17 protein-coding genes are annotated in these 14,993 nt (G+C 59.7%); 8 read left to right on the top strand and 9 right to left on the bottom strand.

Going from position 1 to position 14,993, the window contains the following annotated elements:
* Nucleotides 1–33 precede the first annotated feature (33 nt).
* The 4 genes from HX815_RS06360 to HX815_RS06345 are packed head-to-tail and all read left to right on the top strand — an operon-like array spanning nucleotide 34 to nucleotide 3,217.
* The gene (locus HX815_RS06360; RefSeq protein ID WP_134327403.1) at nucleotides 34–627 is read left to right on the top strand and encodes an aminodeoxychorismate/anthranilate synthase component II; all 594 of its coding nucleotides are present in this window, start codon (nucleotides 34–36) and stop codon (nucleotides 625–627) included.
* Between the two features lie 9 nt (nucleotides 628–636).
* Nucleotides 637–1,686: an anthranilate phosphoribosyltransferase gene (trpD, locus tag HX815_RS06355; RefSeq protein WP_003210955.1), complete on the top strand. Its 1,050-nt coding sequence runs from the start codon at nucleotides 637–639 to the stop codon at nucleotides 1,684–1,686.
* Nucleotides 1,683–2,519 carry an indole-3-glycerol phosphate synthase TrpC gene (gene trpC / locus HX815_RS06350; protein ID WP_102606385.1) on the top strand — a complete coding sequence of 279 codons (837 nt, stop codon included), beginning with the start codon at nucleotides 1,683–1,685 and terminating at the stop codon, nucleotides 2,517–2,519. The genes trpD and trpC overlap by 4 nt, the downstream gene beginning before the upstream one ends.
* A 2-nt stretch (nucleotides 2,520–2,521) precedes the next feature.
* Nucleotides 2,522–3,217 (top strand): lipoate--protein ligase family protein, encoded by a 696-nt coding sequence (locus HX815_RS06345; protein ID WP_177027966.1) that lies wholly within the window; start codon nucleotides 2,522–2,524, stop codon nucleotides 3,215–3,217.
* Here the strand turns inward: HX815_RS06345 and crp are convergent.
* Nucleotides 3,214–3,858: a cAMP-activated global transcriptional regulator CRP gene (gene crp / locus HX815_RS06340; protein WP_003210949.1), complete on the bottom strand. Its 645-nt coding sequence runs from the start codon at nucleotides 3,856–3,858 to the stop codon at nucleotides 3,214–3,216. The genes HX815_RS06345 and crp overlap by 4 nt on opposite strands.
* 250 nt (nucleotides 3,859–4,108) lie before the next feature.
* Here crp and HX815_RS06335 point away from each other — a divergent pair, with 250 nt between their 5' ends.
* Nucleotides 4,109–4,531 (top strand): OsmC family protein, encoded by a 423-nt coding sequence (locus tag HX815_RS06335; RefSeq protein WP_003210947.1) that lies wholly within the window; start codon nucleotides 4,109–4,111, stop codon nucleotides 4,529–4,531.
* A gap of 64 nt (nucleotides 4,532–4,595) precedes the next feature.
* Here HX815_RS06335 and coq7 read toward each other — a convergent pair whose 3' ends face one another.
* The 6 genes from coq7 to hemJ all read right to left on the bottom strand — a co-directional run bounded on the left by coq7 (nucleotide 4,596) and on the right by hemJ (nucleotide 9,126).
* Nucleotides 4,596–5,243, bottom strand: coding sequence for a 2-polyprenyl-3-methyl-6-methoxy-1,4-benzoquinone monooxygenase (gene coq7 / locus HX815_RS06330; protein ID WP_003210945.1), 648 nt, complete (start codon nucleotides 5,241–5,243; stop codon nucleotides 4,596–4,598).
* A 196-nt stretch (nucleotides 5,244–5,439) separates the two neighbouring features.
* The gene (locus HX815_RS06325; protein ID WP_003210943.1) at nucleotides 5,440–5,778 is read right to left on the bottom strand and encodes a histidine triad nucleotide-binding protein; all 339 of its coding nucleotides are present in this window, start codon (nucleotides 5,776–5,778) and stop codon (nucleotides 5,440–5,442) included.
* A 46-nt stretch (nucleotides 5,779–5,824) separates the two neighbouring features.
* Nucleotides 5,825–6,613 (bottom strand): SDR family oxidoreductase, encoded by a 789-nt coding sequence (locus tag HX815_RS06320; RefSeq protein WP_010167219.1) that lies wholly within the window; start codon nucleotides 6,611–6,613, stop codon nucleotides 5,825–5,827.
* Between the two features lie 62 nt (nucleotides 6,614–6,675).
* On the bottom strand, nucleotides 6,676–7,641 hold the full coding sequence (locus tag HX815_RS06315) for a DUF805 domain-containing protein (protein ID WP_087694716.1): 966 nt from the start codon (nucleotides 7,639–7,641) through the stop codon (nucleotides 6,676–6,678).
* A gap of 63 nt (nucleotides 7,642–7,704) precedes the next feature.
* Nucleotides 7,705–8,673: a nitronate monooxygenase family protein gene (locus HX815_RS06310; RefSeq protein WP_008434459.1), complete on the bottom strand. Its 969-nt coding sequence runs from the start codon at nucleotides 8,671–8,673 to the stop codon at nucleotides 7,705–7,707.
* A gap of 24 nt (nucleotides 8,674–8,697) precedes the next feature.
* Entirely contained in the window at nucleotides 8,698–9,126 is a 429-nt protein-coding gene (hemJ, locus tag HX815_RS06305) for a protoporphyrinogen oxidase HemJ (protein ID WP_003210937.1), read from the bottom strand.
* 136 nt (nucleotides 9,127–9,262) lie between these two features.
* On the opposite strand from hemJ, the gene argC reads away from it, so the two are divergent.
* Nucleotides 9,263–10,297: an N-acetyl-gamma-glutamyl-phosphate reductase gene (argC, locus tag HX815_RS06300; protein WP_003210935.1), complete on the top strand. Its 1,035-nt coding sequence runs from the start codon at nucleotides 9,263–9,265 to the stop codon at nucleotides 10,295–10,297.
* A 162-nt stretch (nucleotides 10,298–10,459) separates the two neighbouring features.
* Entirely contained in the window at nucleotides 10,460–10,810 is a 351-nt protein-coding gene (erpA, locus tag HX815_RS06295; protein WP_003176443.1) for an iron-sulfur cluster insertion protein ErpA, read from the top strand.
* A 66-nt stretch (nucleotides 10,811–10,876) separates the two neighbouring features.
* Here the strand turns inward: erpA and HX815_RS06290 are convergent, their stop codons facing one another.
* Both HX815_RS06290 and HX815_RS06285 read right to left on the bottom strand, forming a co-directional pair.
* The gene (locus tag HX815_RS06290; RefSeq protein WP_177027965.1) at nucleotides 10,877–11,968 is read right to left on the bottom strand and encodes an anhydro-N-acetylmuramic acid kinase; all 1,092 of its coding nucleotides are present in this window, start codon (nucleotides 11,966–11,968) and stop codon (nucleotides 10,877–10,879) included.
* Nucleotides 11,969–11,971: 3 nt separating this feature from the next.
* On the bottom strand, nucleotides 11,972–13,387 hold the full coding sequence (locus HX815_RS06285; RefSeq protein WP_003210931.1) for a peptidoglycan DD-metalloendopeptidase family protein: 1,416 nt from the start codon (nucleotides 13,385–13,387) through the stop codon (nucleotides 11,972–11,974).
* 211 nt (nucleotides 13,388–13,598) lie between these two features.
* Between HX815_RS06285 and tyrS the strand changes: the two genes are divergently transcribed.
* Nucleotides 13,599–14,798 carry a tyrosine--tRNA ligase gene (gene tyrS, locus HX815_RS06280; protein WP_003210928.1) on the top strand — a complete coding sequence of 400 codons (1,200 nt, stop codon included), beginning with the start codon at nucleotides 13,599–13,601 and terminating at the stop codon, nucleotides 14,796–14,798.
* Nucleotides 14,799–14,993 lie beyond the last annotated feature (195 nt).

Below are 14,993 nucleotides of genomic sequence, written 5' to 3'. Positions count from 1 at the left end.
AGAAGTCAGTGAATTCAAGAGGTTTTAACCCACATGTTGCTGATGATTGATAACTACGACTCCTTTACCTACAACGTTGTGCAGTACCTGGGCGAGCTCGGCGCCGAGGTCAAGGTGGTGCGCAACGACGAATTGACCGTGGCCCAGATCGCCGCGTTGAACCCTGAACGCATCGTCGTCTCCCCAGGCCCGTGTACGCCGACCGAAGCGGGCATCTCCCTCGAAGCCATCCAATACTTTGCCGGCAAGCTGCCGATTCTGGGCGTGTGCCTGGGCCATCAGTCCATCGGCCAGGCCTTTGGTGGCGACGTCGTCCGCGCCCGCCAGGTAATGCACGGCAAGACCAGCCCGGTATTTCACAAGCACCAGGGCGTATTCCAGGGTTTGAACCTGCCGGTAACGGTAACCCGCTACCACTCGCTGGTGGTCAAGCGTGAAACCCTGCCCGAGTGCCTTGAGCTGACGGCCTGGACCCAGCTGGAAGACGGCTCCGTCGACGAGATCATGGGCCTGCGTCACAAGACACTGAACGTCGAAGGGGTGCAATTTCACCCGGAATCGATTTTGACCGAGCAGGGCTTCGAGCTGTTCGCTAACTTTCTCAAGCAGAGCGGCGGCACGCGCTAAGGACTTTTCATGGATATCAAGACTGCCCTGAGCCGTATCGTCGGCCATCTGGACCTGAGCACCGCTGAAATGAGCGATGTGATGCGCGAGATCATGACCGGTCAATGCACCGACGCGCAGATCGGCGCGTTCATGATGGCCATGCGCATGAAGAGCGAGAGCATCGACGAAATCGTCGGCGCTGTGTCGGTCATGCGTGAGCTGGCCGACAAGGTTGAACTCAAGACCCTCGACGGCGTGGTCGACGTGGTCGGCACCGGCGGCGACGGTGCGAACATTTTCAACGTGTCGACGGCTTCTTCCTTTGTGGTGGCCGCTGCCGGCTGCACCGTGGCCAAGCATGGTAACCGCGCGGTGTCGGGTAAAAGCGGCAGCGCCGATTTGCTGGAAGCAGCAGGTATCTACCTGAACCTGACCCCGGTACAAGTGGCGCGCTGCATCGATCATGTCGGCATCGGCTTCATGTTTGCCCAGTCCCATCACGGCGCGATGAAACACGCCGCCGGCCCGCGCAAGGACTTGGGCCTGCGTACCCTGTTCAACATGCTCGGCCCGCTTACGAATCCGGCCGGTGTGAAGCATCAGGTAGTGGGCGTGTTCAGCCAGGCGCTGTGCCGGCCATTGGCTGAAGTCCTGCAGCGCCTGGGCAGCAAGCACGTGCTGGTGGTGCACTCCAAGGATGGCCTCGACGAGTTCAGCCTGGCGGCACCGACCTTCGTGGCGGAGTTGAAGAACGACCAGGTCACCGAGTATTGGGTCGAGCCAGAAGACCTCGGCATGAAAAGCCAGAGCCTGCACGGCCTGGCGGTAGAAAGCCCGGCAGCCTCCCTTGAACTGATTCGCGATGCCCTGGGACGCCGCAAGACCGAAAACGGCCAGAAAGCCGCAGAAATGATTGTGCTCAACGCCGGTGCGGCGCTGTACGCCGCGGATCACGCCTACAGTCTTAAAGAGGGTGTTGCCCTCGCTCATGATGCATTGCACACCGGGCTGGCGCGCGAAAAGCTCGAAGAACTGGGTGCGTTTACTGCGGTGTTCAAAGTGGAGAATGAAGGATGAGTGTTCCGACCGTTCTGGAAAAAATCCTGGCCCGCAAGGCAGAAGAAGTCGCTGAGCGCCGTGCCCGGGTCAGCCTGGCTGAGCTGGAAGGCCTGGCGAAAACCGCTGATGCACCGCGTGGGTTCGCCAATGCGCTGATCAAGCAGGCCAAGGAAAAACAGCCGGCCGTTATCGCTGAAATCAAGAAGGCTTCGCCGAGCAAGGGCGTGATTCGCGAGATCTTCATCCCTGAAGACATCGCCAAAAGCTACGAGAAGGGCGGCGCGACGTGCCTCTCGGTGTTGACCGATATCGACTATTTCCAGGGTTCCGACCTGTACCTGCAGCAAGCACGTGCGGCGTGTTCGCTGCCGGTGATCCGCAAGGACTTCATGGTCGACCCCTACCAGATCGTCGAAGCCCGTGCCTTGGGCGCCGATTGCGTGCTGTTGATCGTCTCCGCACTGGATGACGTGAAAATGGCTGAACTGGCGGCCGTGGCCAAGAGCGTCGGCCTCGACGTGCTGGTGGAAGTGCACGACGGTGATGAACTGGAACGCGCGTTGAAAACCCTCGACACACCGTTGGTGGGCGTCAACAACCGCAACCTGCACACCTTCGAAGTCAGCCTGGAAAACACCCTCGACCTGTTGCCGCGCATCCCGCGCGACCGGTTGGTGATCACCGAAAGCGGCATCGTCAATCGCGCCGATGTGGAACTGATGGAAATCAGCGGCGTGTACTCGTTCCTCGTCGGCGAAACCTTCATGCGTGCCGAGAACCCGGGGGCTGAATTGCAGCGCCTGTTCTTCCCGGAGCGTGGCGTTGCCGTCAGTGGCTCGACCCTGGATTGATCATGACCCAGCCGGTGGCGATGACGGTCGAGGCAGGGCTTAAGGCCGAGCAGGATTTGCTCGCCGCGGTCTGTGCCGGCGAGCAACCGTTCGGCCTGCTTTTCTGGCAGCCCAGCGATCAAGCGTTGGTGATGCCTCGTCGTTTGAGCCGCCTTCCGGCATTCGAGACCGCCAGCCAGGTGTCGGCAGGCGCCGGTTGGCCGGTGCTGCTGCGGGAAACGGGCGGTGAGCCTGTCCCGCAATCGGCAGCCACGGTCAATATCGCGTTGGTCTACGCGCCACCACGCAGTGAAGGTGACCAGGGCCGTATCGAAACCGGCTACCAGCGTCTGTGCCAGCCGATTTGCGACCTGCTGATCGAGTTGGGTGGCAACGCGTCGGTGGGCGAGATCGACGGTGCGTTTTGCGACGGTCGCTACAACGTCAACCTTGATGGTCGCAAAATGGTCGGTACCGCCCAGCGCTGGCGCCAGAGTGGCGGTCGCCCGGTGGGGTTGGTGCATGGTGCGTTGCTGCTGGATGACGATCGCGTCGAATTGATCGCCGCGGTCAATCGCTTCAATGAAGCATGCGGCCTGGAACAACGGGTGTGCGCCGAAAGCCACATCGCCCTGCACGAAGCCTTTGCGGCGCCAGATGCGATTGCCCGGCTTGATACGTTGTACCGTCAGATGCTTGCGAGTTTCCTGCCGGTTTAACGCGTACCGAAGACCACCATGGTCTTGCCTTTGACATGCACCAGGTTGCGTTCCTCCAGGTCCTTGAGCACACGGCCAACCATTTCCCTTGAGCAACCGACGATCCGCCCGATTTCCTGGCGGGTGATCTTGATCTGCATCCCGTCGGGATGGGTCATGGCGTCCGGTTGCTTGCACAACTCCAGCAGGCAGCGGGCAACCCGGCCGGTGACGTCGAAGAACGCCAGGTCGCCGACTTTGCGCGTGGTGTCTCTCAAGCGCTGTGCGATCTGGCCGCTCAGGGCGTACAGAATGTCGGGATCCTGCTGGGCCAGTTCGCGAAATTTCGTATAGCTGATCTCGGCGACTTCGCATTCGACCTTGGCCCGCACCCAGGCACTGCGTTGCTGTTCCTTGCCGGCTTGTTCGAAAAGCCCGAGTTCACCGAAGAAATCACCGGTATTGAGGTAGGCGATGATCATTTCGCGACCATCGTCATCCTCGATCAGGATGGTGACCGAGCCTTTGATAATGAAGAACAGGGATTCCGAGCGCTCGCCCGCGCAGATGATGTTGTGCTTGGCTGGATGACGCCGGCGCTGACAATGCATCAGCAGTTTGTCGAGGTTCTTGATTTTGGGTGTGGGAGTAATAGCAACCATGGTTGTATCCCGAAAAGACTGCACGGTGTTGGTGAGCTTGTTTTTTTATCCAGCGCGATCAACGGCTAAGCTACATCATCCAATGGATGGCAATGCGCCATTGATTTGGCGCCAGCTTAACAGACACATTCTGACTTCATTAGGGAATTTACCCAGCAAACCCTGCTGTTGATCGCTTTCATGGGAAACGCTGCCGGCCCAAAGTGCTGTGCTAAGCTGGCGACCCTTTTTTAGCAGTGGAGTCTGGGCGATGAAGGCACGCATCCAATGGGCGGGCGAAGCCATGTTCCTCGGTGAGTCGGGCAGTGGCCACGTGGTGGTCATGGACGGCCCGCCGGAAGCCGGTGGCCGCAACCTGGGCGTACGCCCGATGGAAATGCTCCTGCTCGGTGTAGGCGGTTGCAGCAATTTCGATGTGGTGAGCATCCTGAAGAAGTCCCGCCAGGCGGTGGAAAGCTGCGAAGCATTCCTGGAAGCCGAGCGTGCCACCGAAGACCCGAAGGTGTTTACCAGGATCCACATGCACTTTGTCGTCAAGGGCCGGGCGCTTAAAGAAGCCCAGGTCAAGCGGGCCATCGAGTTGTCGGCAGAGAAGTACTGCTCGGCCTCGATCATGCTGGGCGCTGCGGGCGTTGCCATCACTCATGATTACGAGATCATTGAGTTGGGCTGATTCTTCAATCGGCAGGCAATAAGAAAGGGCGCTTGATAGCGCCCTTTTTTGTTTTCTGCTGAAACTAGATGCGGTACGTGCTTTTGGTCATGACCTTGGCCAGCAGGCTCATGCCAAATTTCACCGGTGCCGGGAAGCGGAAGCCGCCCGCGTCCAGCGCGCTTTCGGCGTGATGTTCTTCATCAATGCGCATCTGCTCAAGAATCGCCCGGGACTTTTCGTCTTCAGCCGGCAGTTGCTCGAGGTGTTCATTGAGGTGTTTGCACACCTGATGCTCGGTGGCGGCCACAAAACCCAGGCTGACTTTGTCGCTGATCAGCCCGGCCACCGCACCAATGCCAAACGATAAGCCGTAGAACAGCGGGTTCAGCACGCTCGGATGGCTGTTCAACTGGCGAATGCGTTGTTCGCACCAGGCCAGGTGATCGATTTCTTCTTCGGCGGCATGTTCCATCGCGGCGCGCACTTGCGGCAGCTTGGCGGTCAGGGCCTGGCCCTGGTACAGCGCCTGGGCACAGACCTCGCCGGTATGGTTGATACGCATCAGGCCGGCGACGTGGCGGGTGTCGGTCTCGCTCATCTGCGCTTCGGGCCGCACGATGGCGGGCGACGGGCGGTGCGGTTGGCCGCTGAATGGCAGCAGCGTGCGCATGGCCGTATCGGCTTGCAGCAACAGACGATCAATCGGCGAGTAGTGACGTTGGGTAGTCATGCTGACCTCCGGGAAGAATCTCGGCGGCCAGTTTACCGCAAGAGAGGGGGAAGCGTTTGCGCTGGGTCAAATTGCTTGTGTGGCGAGGGAGCTTGCTCGCGCTGGAGTGCGCAGCGCTCTCGTTTTTGGGGCTGCTACGCAGCCCAGCGGGAGCAAGCTCCCTCGCCACAGCAAGCTGCCTCGCCACAGGTAGTGCTCAGCCCGGCGGCCAGTTCATCTGGCGTTGACCTAGAACATGCATGTGGATGTGATAAACGGTCTGTCCGCCATCTTCGTTGCAGTTCATCACCACACGGAAGCCCTTCTCACAGCCTTGCTCAACCGCCAGGCGCTGGGCGGTGAACAGGATATGCCCGGCCAGCGCCTTGTCTTCCTCGGTGAGGTCGTTGAGGGTGCGGATCGGCTTTTTCGGAATCACCAGGAAATGCACGGGTGCCATTGGCGCGATGTCGTGGAAGGCCAGGACCTGGTCATCCTCGTAGATGATCTTCGCGGGTATTTCTCTGTTGATGATCTTGGTGAACAGAGTATCCACAGCTGTTTCTCCATTGTGAAAGTGCAGGGTGAGTGTACTCAGGCGATCAGCGCGGGCAATAGGCCTTGTTGATCGCGCCGGCGATCTTGCGGGTCAGCCAGCGCGGGCTCAGGCGCGGGCTGAACGCCAGCCAGCGATTACGCCGGCCGGGAATGATGATGGCTTTGTTCTTGGCCAGCGCACGCACGGTGTAGAGCGCGACTTCTTCCGGGCTCATCAACTGTTGGCTGCGATCCAGCTTGGCGGTGTCCATTTGGGCGGTGCCGAAGAATGCGGTGCGGGTCGGGCCGGGGCAAAGAACGGAAACCTTGATGCCGCAGGTCTTCAGTTCCTCGCGCAAGCCTTCGGAAAAGTGCAGCACGTAGGCCTTGCTGGCGTAGTAAGTGCTCATCCACGGGCCGGGTTGGAACGCGGCAACCGACGCGACGTTGAGAATCTGCCCGCCGCCGTGCAGGGCCATGGCGTTGCCGAGGGCGTGGCACATGCGGGTCAGGGCGAGGATGTTGACCTCCATCAGGTCCTGCTCGGTCATCCAGTCCTGCGCCAGGAACGGGCCGCTGGTACCGATGCCGGCGCAGTTGACCAGCAGGTCGATCTGCCGCTCGCCTTCTTCCAGTTCCAGCAGGAACCCGGAGAGCCGCAGGGGCTCGCCCAGGTCACAGGCACGGAACAGCACCTCGACGCCGAAGCGCTGAGTCAATTCGATTGCAATGCTTTCCAACTGATCACGCTGGCGGGCCACCAGAATCAAGCTGCGGCCGCGACGGGCCAGTGCTTCGGCCAAGGCCAGGCCGATGCCGCTGGAGGCACCGGTGATCAGAGCGTAACGGGTCATGCGTTTCTCCATCGCAACGCTACCGGGCCTGTGACAGAGGCGTCACAGGCGTCGGGCGTTTTTCACTGTTGCGTAGAGTCTACAGGTTCGGCTGTGTCGTCAGCACTTTGCACATCGACTTCATCGACGGTGGTGGCCTGGTCGCTGTCGTCATCGGAGTTGATGGAGCTGCTTTCGTAGCTGCCACCTACATCGCTTTCCAGTTGATCCAGGTAGCCGCTCATGCCAACCAACACCGCGCCGGCAAATACCAGCGGAATGAATGCGAGCCACAATGCGGAGAGGATTTTCACCGCAGTGGAGTTACGCGGTGGTGGCGCGCCGTACTGGTTTGCGCCCGTGTTACCGGGGAGGACCATCAGCAGGATCGGGAAGATGCTGCCAACGAAGGGCACCAGGTGCAGGAACCACAGCCAGCCGGACCAGCCCAGGTCATGCAGGCGCTGCACGGTGATCTGTACGCTGACCCACACAGCGGCCACGAGTATGGCAATCCCCACCAGGAAGCCAATGACCATGGCAATCGTCGGAGAGACCGCAGCGATACCAAGTCCGACGGTGAAGAACACGCTTGAGACGAGGAGGATCACCACGCTCAGCACCAGCGTCCACGCCAGGAAGCGCAGGCGTCCGATCCGGCCGTTGACGGTGAATACCTTAAGGGTGGAAAACTCCGGCAGGTTCTCGCCAACCGCGGCCCGGGGCGGGGCGTAAGGCGATGCGGCGGGGCGGGTGTAGCCAGTCGCGCTGCCGGAGTCCGTTTCATGGGTTTCGGCAAGGCTGAAGGCGACCGGCTGCTCTTCTTCTATCCGCGCATCCACCCCGGCGTTTTTCAGCGCTTGCAGATAGGTCTCGGCATCGGCGCGGGAAAGGTCGCGTTTCAGCGCGACCGGGCGGCCGGTGAAAAGCTTTTCGATCGCGTCGACATCACTTTTGAACAACTCGGCGAGGTTCAGCTTGGCGGTGGTGCTTTCGACACCCGGGAGCAATGCGCCATCAAACACAATCTTGAAACGGTTGTCGCTCATGCGGGCATCCTTGTCACTTGAATAGGGGAGGCCTGCCTTGATCAGCAGGCTTTGAATCGCGGATCAGCGTGGCCAGCGTTCAGGCAATTGTGCCGCATGCTCGAGCGCCTTGCGGTATTCGGCATCCAGGCGGGCCACGAGTTCATCGACGCTGGGCAAATCATCAATCTCTCCGACGCCCTGGCCGGCGGACCACACGGTCTTCCAGGCTTTGGCTTCGTCGTTGAGTGGCTTGAGCTTGGAGCCAAAATTGACTTCACCCTTGCCTTGCAGCGCGGCGAGGTCGAAACCGGCATTTTCCAGGCTCTGGCGCATGAAGCTTGCGGGAACACCGGAGACGGCTGGAGTGTGCACGATGTCGGCGGCGCGCGATGTGAGCAGCATCTCTTTATAGGCATCTGGGGCATGGCTTTCGGTGGTGCCGATAAAACGCGTGCCGAAATAGGCCAGGTCGGCGCCGAGCAGTTGCGCGGCGAGGATTTCGTGGCCGTGGTTCAGGCAACCGGCGAGCAGCAGGGTTTTGTCGAAGAACTGACGGATTTCTGCGATCAGCGAGAACGGGCTCCAGGTGCCGGCGTGGCCGCCGGCGCCCGCCGCAACGGCGATCAGGCCATCGACGCCGGCTTCAGCGGCCTTTTCGGCGTGGCGCCGGGTCGTGACATCGTGGAATACCAGGCCGCCGTAGCTATGCACCGCGTCTACCAATTCTTTCACCGCGCCCAGGCTGGTGATGACGATCGGCACCTTGTGCTCGACGCAGATCGCCAGGTCAGCTTCCACCCGCGGGTTACTGTTGTGCACGATCAGGTTGACCGCATAGGGCGCCGGGTTATCCAGCAGCGCCAGGCCCGCTTCGATTTCTTCCAGCCACGCCTTGAAGCCGCTGCTTTCCCGCTGGTTGAGGGCAGGGAAGCTGCCGACGATCCCGTTGCGGCAGCAGGCCAGCACCAGTTGCGGGTTGGAGATCAGAAACATCGGCGCAGCCACGACGGGCAGGCGCAGATTTTGTTCGAGCGAAGCGGGCAGCGACATTGGAAGTACCCCGAGTAATAGAGATTAGAACGGTTTGACCACGACCAAAATTACGATAGCCAGCAATATCAGAACTGGCACTTCATTGAACCAGCGATAAAAGACATGGCTGCGGGTGTTTTCGCCACGGGCGAAACGTTTTACCTGCGCGCCGCACATATGGTGGTAGCCGATGAGCAGTACTACCAGGGTCAACTTGGCGTGGATCCACCCGCCGGATTGAAAGATGGCCGGGTTGAGGTAGATCAGCCAGCCGCCGAACACCAGGCTGGCGATCATCGCCGGGCCCATGATGCCGCGGTACAGCTTGCGCTCCATCACGCTGAAGCGTTCCTTGCTGATGGTGTCCTCGCTTTGGGCGTGGTAGACGAACAGGCGCGGAAGGTAGAACAGCGCGGCAAACCAGCAGACGATGCTGACGATATGAAAGGCTTTGACCCATAGATAAAGCATTTTTAGTTATTCCCAGGTTCACGGTAGCTGAAGATAGTAGTGGCTCTTGCGTCTACACGTCATGTTGAAGGTTGTCGCAGGACGATACGAACCCTATTATCGACGGCTTTCCAGTGGGTTCGTTGAGGGCAGGTTTATGGTCAAGGTCGGTATCGTCGGCGGCACGGGTTACACCGGTGTCGAATTGCTGCGTCTGTTGGCTCAGCATCCGCAAGCTGAGGTGGTGGTGATCACTTCCCGATCCGAGGCCGGCCTGGCTGTGGCCGATATGTACCCGAACCTGCGAGGCCACTATGACGGCCTGGCGTTCAGCGTTCCGGATATCAAGACGTTGGGCGCCTGCGATGTGGTGTTCTTCGCCACGCCCCACGGTGTGGCCCATGCCCTGGCGGGCGAGTTGCTGGCCGCCGGCACCAAGGTGATCGACTTGTCGGCAGACTTCCGCCTGCAGGACGCCGATGAGTGGGCCAAGTGGTACGGCCAGCCTCACGGTGCACCGCAGTTGCTGGAAGAGGCGGTGTACGGCCTGCCGGAAGTCAATCGTGAGCAGATCAAGCAAGCACGCCTGATCGCTGTGCCGGGTTGCTATCCGACCGCTACGCAGTTGGGTTTCCTGCCATTGCTGGAAGCCGGGCTGGCGGATGCATCGCGGCTGATTGCTGACTGCAAGTCGGGCGTCAGTGGTGCTGGTCGTGGGGCCGCTGTAGGTTCGCTTTACTCCGAGACGTCGGAAAGCATGAAAGCCTATGCAGTCAAAGGCCATCGTCACTTGCCGGAAATTCGCCAGGGGCTGCGTCGTGCTGCGGGCAAGGATGTCGGCCTGACGTTTGTGCCGCACCTGACACCGATGATCCGCGGGATCCACTCCACACTGTATGCGACGGTCGTTGATCGCTCGGTAGACCTGCAGGCGCTGTTTGAAAAGCGCTATGCCAATGAGCCGTTCGTCGATGTGATGCCGGCGGGCAGCCACCCGGAGACCCGCAGCGTGCGCGGTGCCAACGTGTGCCGTATCGCAGTGCATCGTCCACAGGATGGTGACCTCGTGGTGGTATTGTCGGTCATCGACAACCTGGTCAAGGGCGCTTCGGGCCAGGCTGTGCAGAACATGAACATCCTGTTTGGCCTGGATGAGAAGCTGGGCCTGTCCCACGCGGGCATGCTGCCGTAAATTTTCTGCTGTTGCGCAAAGGCCCGTTGATCGGGCCTTTCGTGTTTTTAATGGCCGCTGCGCAGATTGATATACCGTAACAATAGTTGACCGCTTTTCTAGGAGAAGCGGATAATGCCCGCCATCACGCATATGGCGGCGCTACGCCGGGAGATTATCAGCATGAGCGTTGAATCCTTCACCCCCACGGCTTTGCAATTCACCCACGGTGCTGCGCACAAGGTGAAGAGCCTGGTCGATGAAGAGGGTAATGATCGCTTGAAGCTGCGCGTATTTGTTACGGGCGGCGGTTGTTCAGGGTTTCAGTACGGTTTTACCTTCGATGAAGACGTGGCCGATGACGACACCATCGTTGAGCGCGAGGGCGTCAGCCTGGTTGTCGATCCGATGAGCTTCCAGTACCTGGCAGGAGCCGAGGTGGACTATCAGGAAGGTCTGGAAGGTTCGCGCTTCGTGATCAAGAACCCGAATGCCACCACCACTTGTGGTTGCGGGTCTTCGTTCTCGATCTGATCGACAGCGGATATAAAAACGCCGCTTGGCCTTGATAGGGCCAAGCGGCGTTTTGCTGTGTGGGATTCAGGCGGGGTAGATCGCGCCGAGTACACGAAGGCCGCGGGCGCCGGTGACGCTGGGGCGGTTGGCGGCGATGCCTTCCAGGCAGCAATGGGCCAGCCAGGCGAACGCCATGGCTTCGACCCAGTCAGGGTCTACGCCGCAGGTGGCGGTGCTGCTGACCTGGGTCGCCGGCAGCAGGGCGCTCAGGCGGCTCATCAAGGTTGCGTTGTGGGCGCCGCCGCCGCAGACCAGCAGGGTTTCGGTCTGTGATTGGGCGGTTTGCAGGGATTCGACGATGGTCAGGGCAGTCAGCTCGAGCAATGTGGCTTGCACGTCCTGGGCTGCGAATGGCGGCAATCGTCCCAGGTGATGCTCAAGCCATCCCAGGTTGAAGACTTCGCGACCGGTGCTTTTTGGCCCCTTGGTCACAAAGAACGGATCGCTGAGCAATGCCTTGAGTAGCTGGGGTTCAACCTTCCCGCTGGCAGCCCACTGGCCATCGCGGTCGAAGTTCTCGCCGCGTTGCTGGTGAATCCAGGCATCCAGCAGGACATTCCCCGGGCCGCAGTCGAAGCCCGCGACCGGTTTGCCGGTCTCGATCAGACTGAGGTTGCTGAAGCCGCCCACATTCAGTACGGCGCGGTTGCCCGTACGCTCGCCAAACAGTGCCTCATGAAATGCAGGCACCAGCGGGGCGCCTTGGCCTCCGGCGGCGACATCGCGGCTGCGGAAATCACTGACGACGGTGATTCCCGTCAATTCGGTGAGCAGCGCCGGGTTGCCGATCTGCACGGTAAAACCCCGTGCAGGTTCGTGACGAATGGTTTGGCCGTGGCTGCCAATCGCTCGAATGTCCTGGGGCTTGAGGTTCTGCTGATCGAGTAAGGCGTGAATACCTTGGGCGGCAAGCGTCACCCAGTTCTGCTGCGCGAGCGCCGAACGGGCAATCTCGTCCGGGCCGCTGGCGCACAGGCCAAGCAGCTCGGAACGCAGGGATTCGGGCATGGGGATGTAGTGGGTGGCGATCAGCTTGATCGCCGGGCCTTGCTCGATCAGCGCAATGTCCAGGCCATCAAGGCTGGTCCCGGACATCACACCTATATAGAGCGACATGGCTTAGCGCTTCGCCGAAGCCAGGAGAGTCGAGCGCTCCTGGTCCATGCGGGCCATCAATGGCTGGCTCTGCTGCAGGAAGCGAGCGCGCTCGGCCTTGGCGATCGGGTCGGCCATTGGCAGCTTCTGGCCCAGTGGGTCGACGTGCACGCCGTTGACCTGGAACTCGTAGTGCAAGTGCGGGCCGGTGGACAGCCCGGTAGTGCCGATGTAACCGATCACCTGGCCCTGCTTGACGTTGCCGCCGGTCTGGATGCCCTTGGCGAAACCTTGCATGTGGCCATACAGCGTGCGGTAGGTGGCCCCGTGCTGGATGATCACGGTGTTGCCGTAGCCGCCACGGCGACCAGCCAGCAAGACCTTGCCGTCACCGGCAGCCTTGATCGGCGTGCCACGCGGGGCGGCGTAGTCGACGCCTTTGTGAGCGCGAATTTTGTTCAGAATTGGATGCTTGCGACCCATCGAGAAACGCGAGCTAATACGGGCGAAGTCAACCGGGGTACGGATGAACGCCTTGCGCATGCTGTTGCCGTCGGCGGTGTAGTAGCTGCTGTTGCCTTGTTTGTTGGTGTAGCGCACGGCGGTGTAGGTCTTGCCACGGTTGGTAAATCGCGCAGAGAGGATGTTGCCGGTGCCGACGACCTTGCCGTTGGCGACCTTCTGTTCGTAGATCACGTCGAATTCGTCACCCTGGCGAATGTCCTGGGCGAAGTCGATGTCGTAGCCAAACACGCTGGCCATGTCCATGGTCATGCTGTGGGACAGGCCGGCGCGGGCGGCGGACTGCGACAGCGAGCTGTTGATCACGCCGTGTACATAGGCGGAGCGCATGACCGGCTTGGTGGTGATGCGGTTGAACGCAAAGCCCTTGGCGCCTTTGGTCAGGGTGATGCTTTCCAGGTCGCTGACGTTGCTGTGCAGGTTGGTCAACTGGCCGTCGGGCGCCAGTTCGAATTCAAGCTTCTGGCCATGCTTGAGTTGGGTGAATTGCTTGGCCTGCTTGTCGCTTGCCAGTACATCGTTGACCGTCGCGGCGGGGAGGCCGACCTTTTCGAACAGGGTCGAAAGGGTGTCGCCCTTGGCAACAATGACTTCCCGGTGCAGCGGGTTCTTGGGTGCCTCTACTACCGCAGGTTCGGCCTGCGCGGTTTCCTTGGTGTCTTCGGCGCTGCTTTCGATCTGGGCAAACGGCGATTCGGCTGCGCCATTTGTGGCTTGAAGTGCGTCGGAAGCGTCTTGATCTTGTGTCAGTTGCTCAACCGGACTTTCAAGGTCAAGGCTTAGGGTCGTTCGTTTGGCTTCTACGTCGCTGGAAGGAAATACCAGGAGTGCCAGGCTCAGAAGGGCGGCGATCCCACTTGCGGCGAGCAGGTGGGTCTTCGGGTAAAGCGGCGGCGCTTTAGACGGTTCTGTGGTCATAAGTAATTTTGACTTTGAAAAGATGAATTGGAAAAGATGAATGACATGATGAAGATGAAATAACTGTATAAAATATAACCAAATCATCTGTGGTGCAAGCTTGCGAACGCTGGGCTTGCTGAACGGTGTCCGTGCGCAGGGCAAAACTTGTAATTAGTCCCTGATCTTGTATGGTTGGTTCCCTTTTGAATCTGAGCCTTGCGGGTCTGTTATGAAGTCGGTTGAAGAGCAGCTAGCGCTGATCAAACGTGGTGCGGAAGAACTGTTGGTCGAAGCTGAGCTGATCGAAAAGCTCAAGCGTGGCCAGCCCCTGCGTATTAAGGCCGGCTTTGATCCGACGGCGCCGGATCTGCACCTTGGGCATACGGTGCTTATTAATAAGCTGCGCCAGTTCCAGGAACTGGGGCATCAGGTGATCTTCCTTATAGGTGACTTCACCGGGATGATCGGCGATCCGAGCGGCAAGAGCGCTACGCGTCCGCCGCTGACCCGTGAGCAGGTTCTCGATAACGCCGAGACCTACAAGACCCAGGTCTTCAAGATTCTTGATCCGGCCAAGACCGAGGTGGCCTTCAACTCCACCTGGATGGATCAGATGGGGCCGGCGGATTTCATTCGTCTTACGTCCCAGTACACCGTTGCTCGCATGCTCGAGCGCGATGACTTCGATAAGCGCTACTCCACTAATCAGCCGATCGCTATCCATGAGTTCCTGTACCCATTGGTTCAAGGGTATGACTCGGTGGCGTTGCGTGCCGATGTCGAGCTGGGCGGTACTGATCAGAAGTTCAACCTGCTGATGGGGCGTGAGCTGCAGCGTGCGTATGGGCAAGAGGCTCAGTGCATTCTGACGATGCCGTTGCTGGAAGGGCTGGATGGCGTCAAGAAGATGTCCAAGTCCCTGGGTAACTATGTCGGTATCCAGGAAGCGCCGGGTGTGATGTACGGCAAGCTGGTTTCGATTCCGGATGCGCTGATGTGGCGTTACTTCGAACTGTTGAGTTTCCGCTCGATGGATGAGATCAATGCACTGCGTGCTGAAGTGGAAGCTGGGGCTAACCCGCGGGATGTGAAGATCAAGCTGGCTGAAGAGATTGTTGCGCGCTTCCATGGTGAAGAGGCTGCGGCCAGTGCTCACCGTGCTGCGGGTAACCGTATGAAGGATGGCGAGCTGCCGGATGATCTGCCTGAGATTGAATTGACTGCTGGCGAGGCAATGCCGATCGCTGCCGTCCTTAATAAGGCGGGCCTGGTGAAGAACTCGGCAGTGGCGCGCGACCTTCTGGGGTCTGGCGGTGTACGTATAGATGGTGAGGTTGTCGATCGCACCTTTATATACGAACTGGGCGCGACCCACGTTTGCCAGGCCGGCAAGAAGGCATTTGCGCGTATTACGCTTAAATCCGAATAAACCTGAAATTAACTGTTGACGGCGTTTTATATCTGTCTATAATTCGCCCCACTTCCGGCGCAGTCGAAACGGAAAACTCCTTGGTAAACAAAGAGTTATGTAGGTTTCGACAGCGAGTTGCTTCAGATCATCGAAGCCCAGAAGGAGTTAGTAAGGCAGTGTTGTTTGGCCCTATTAACGTTTCGATCTTCTCGG

It is taken from the genome of Pseudomonas sp. E6002 (assembly GCF_013385565.1).
Taxonomy (GTDB): domain Bacteria; phylum Pseudomonadota; class Gammaproteobacteria; order Pseudomonadales; family Pseudomonadaceae; genus Aquipseudomonas.
This window is presented reverse-complemented; position numbering and strand designations above follow the sequence as displayed.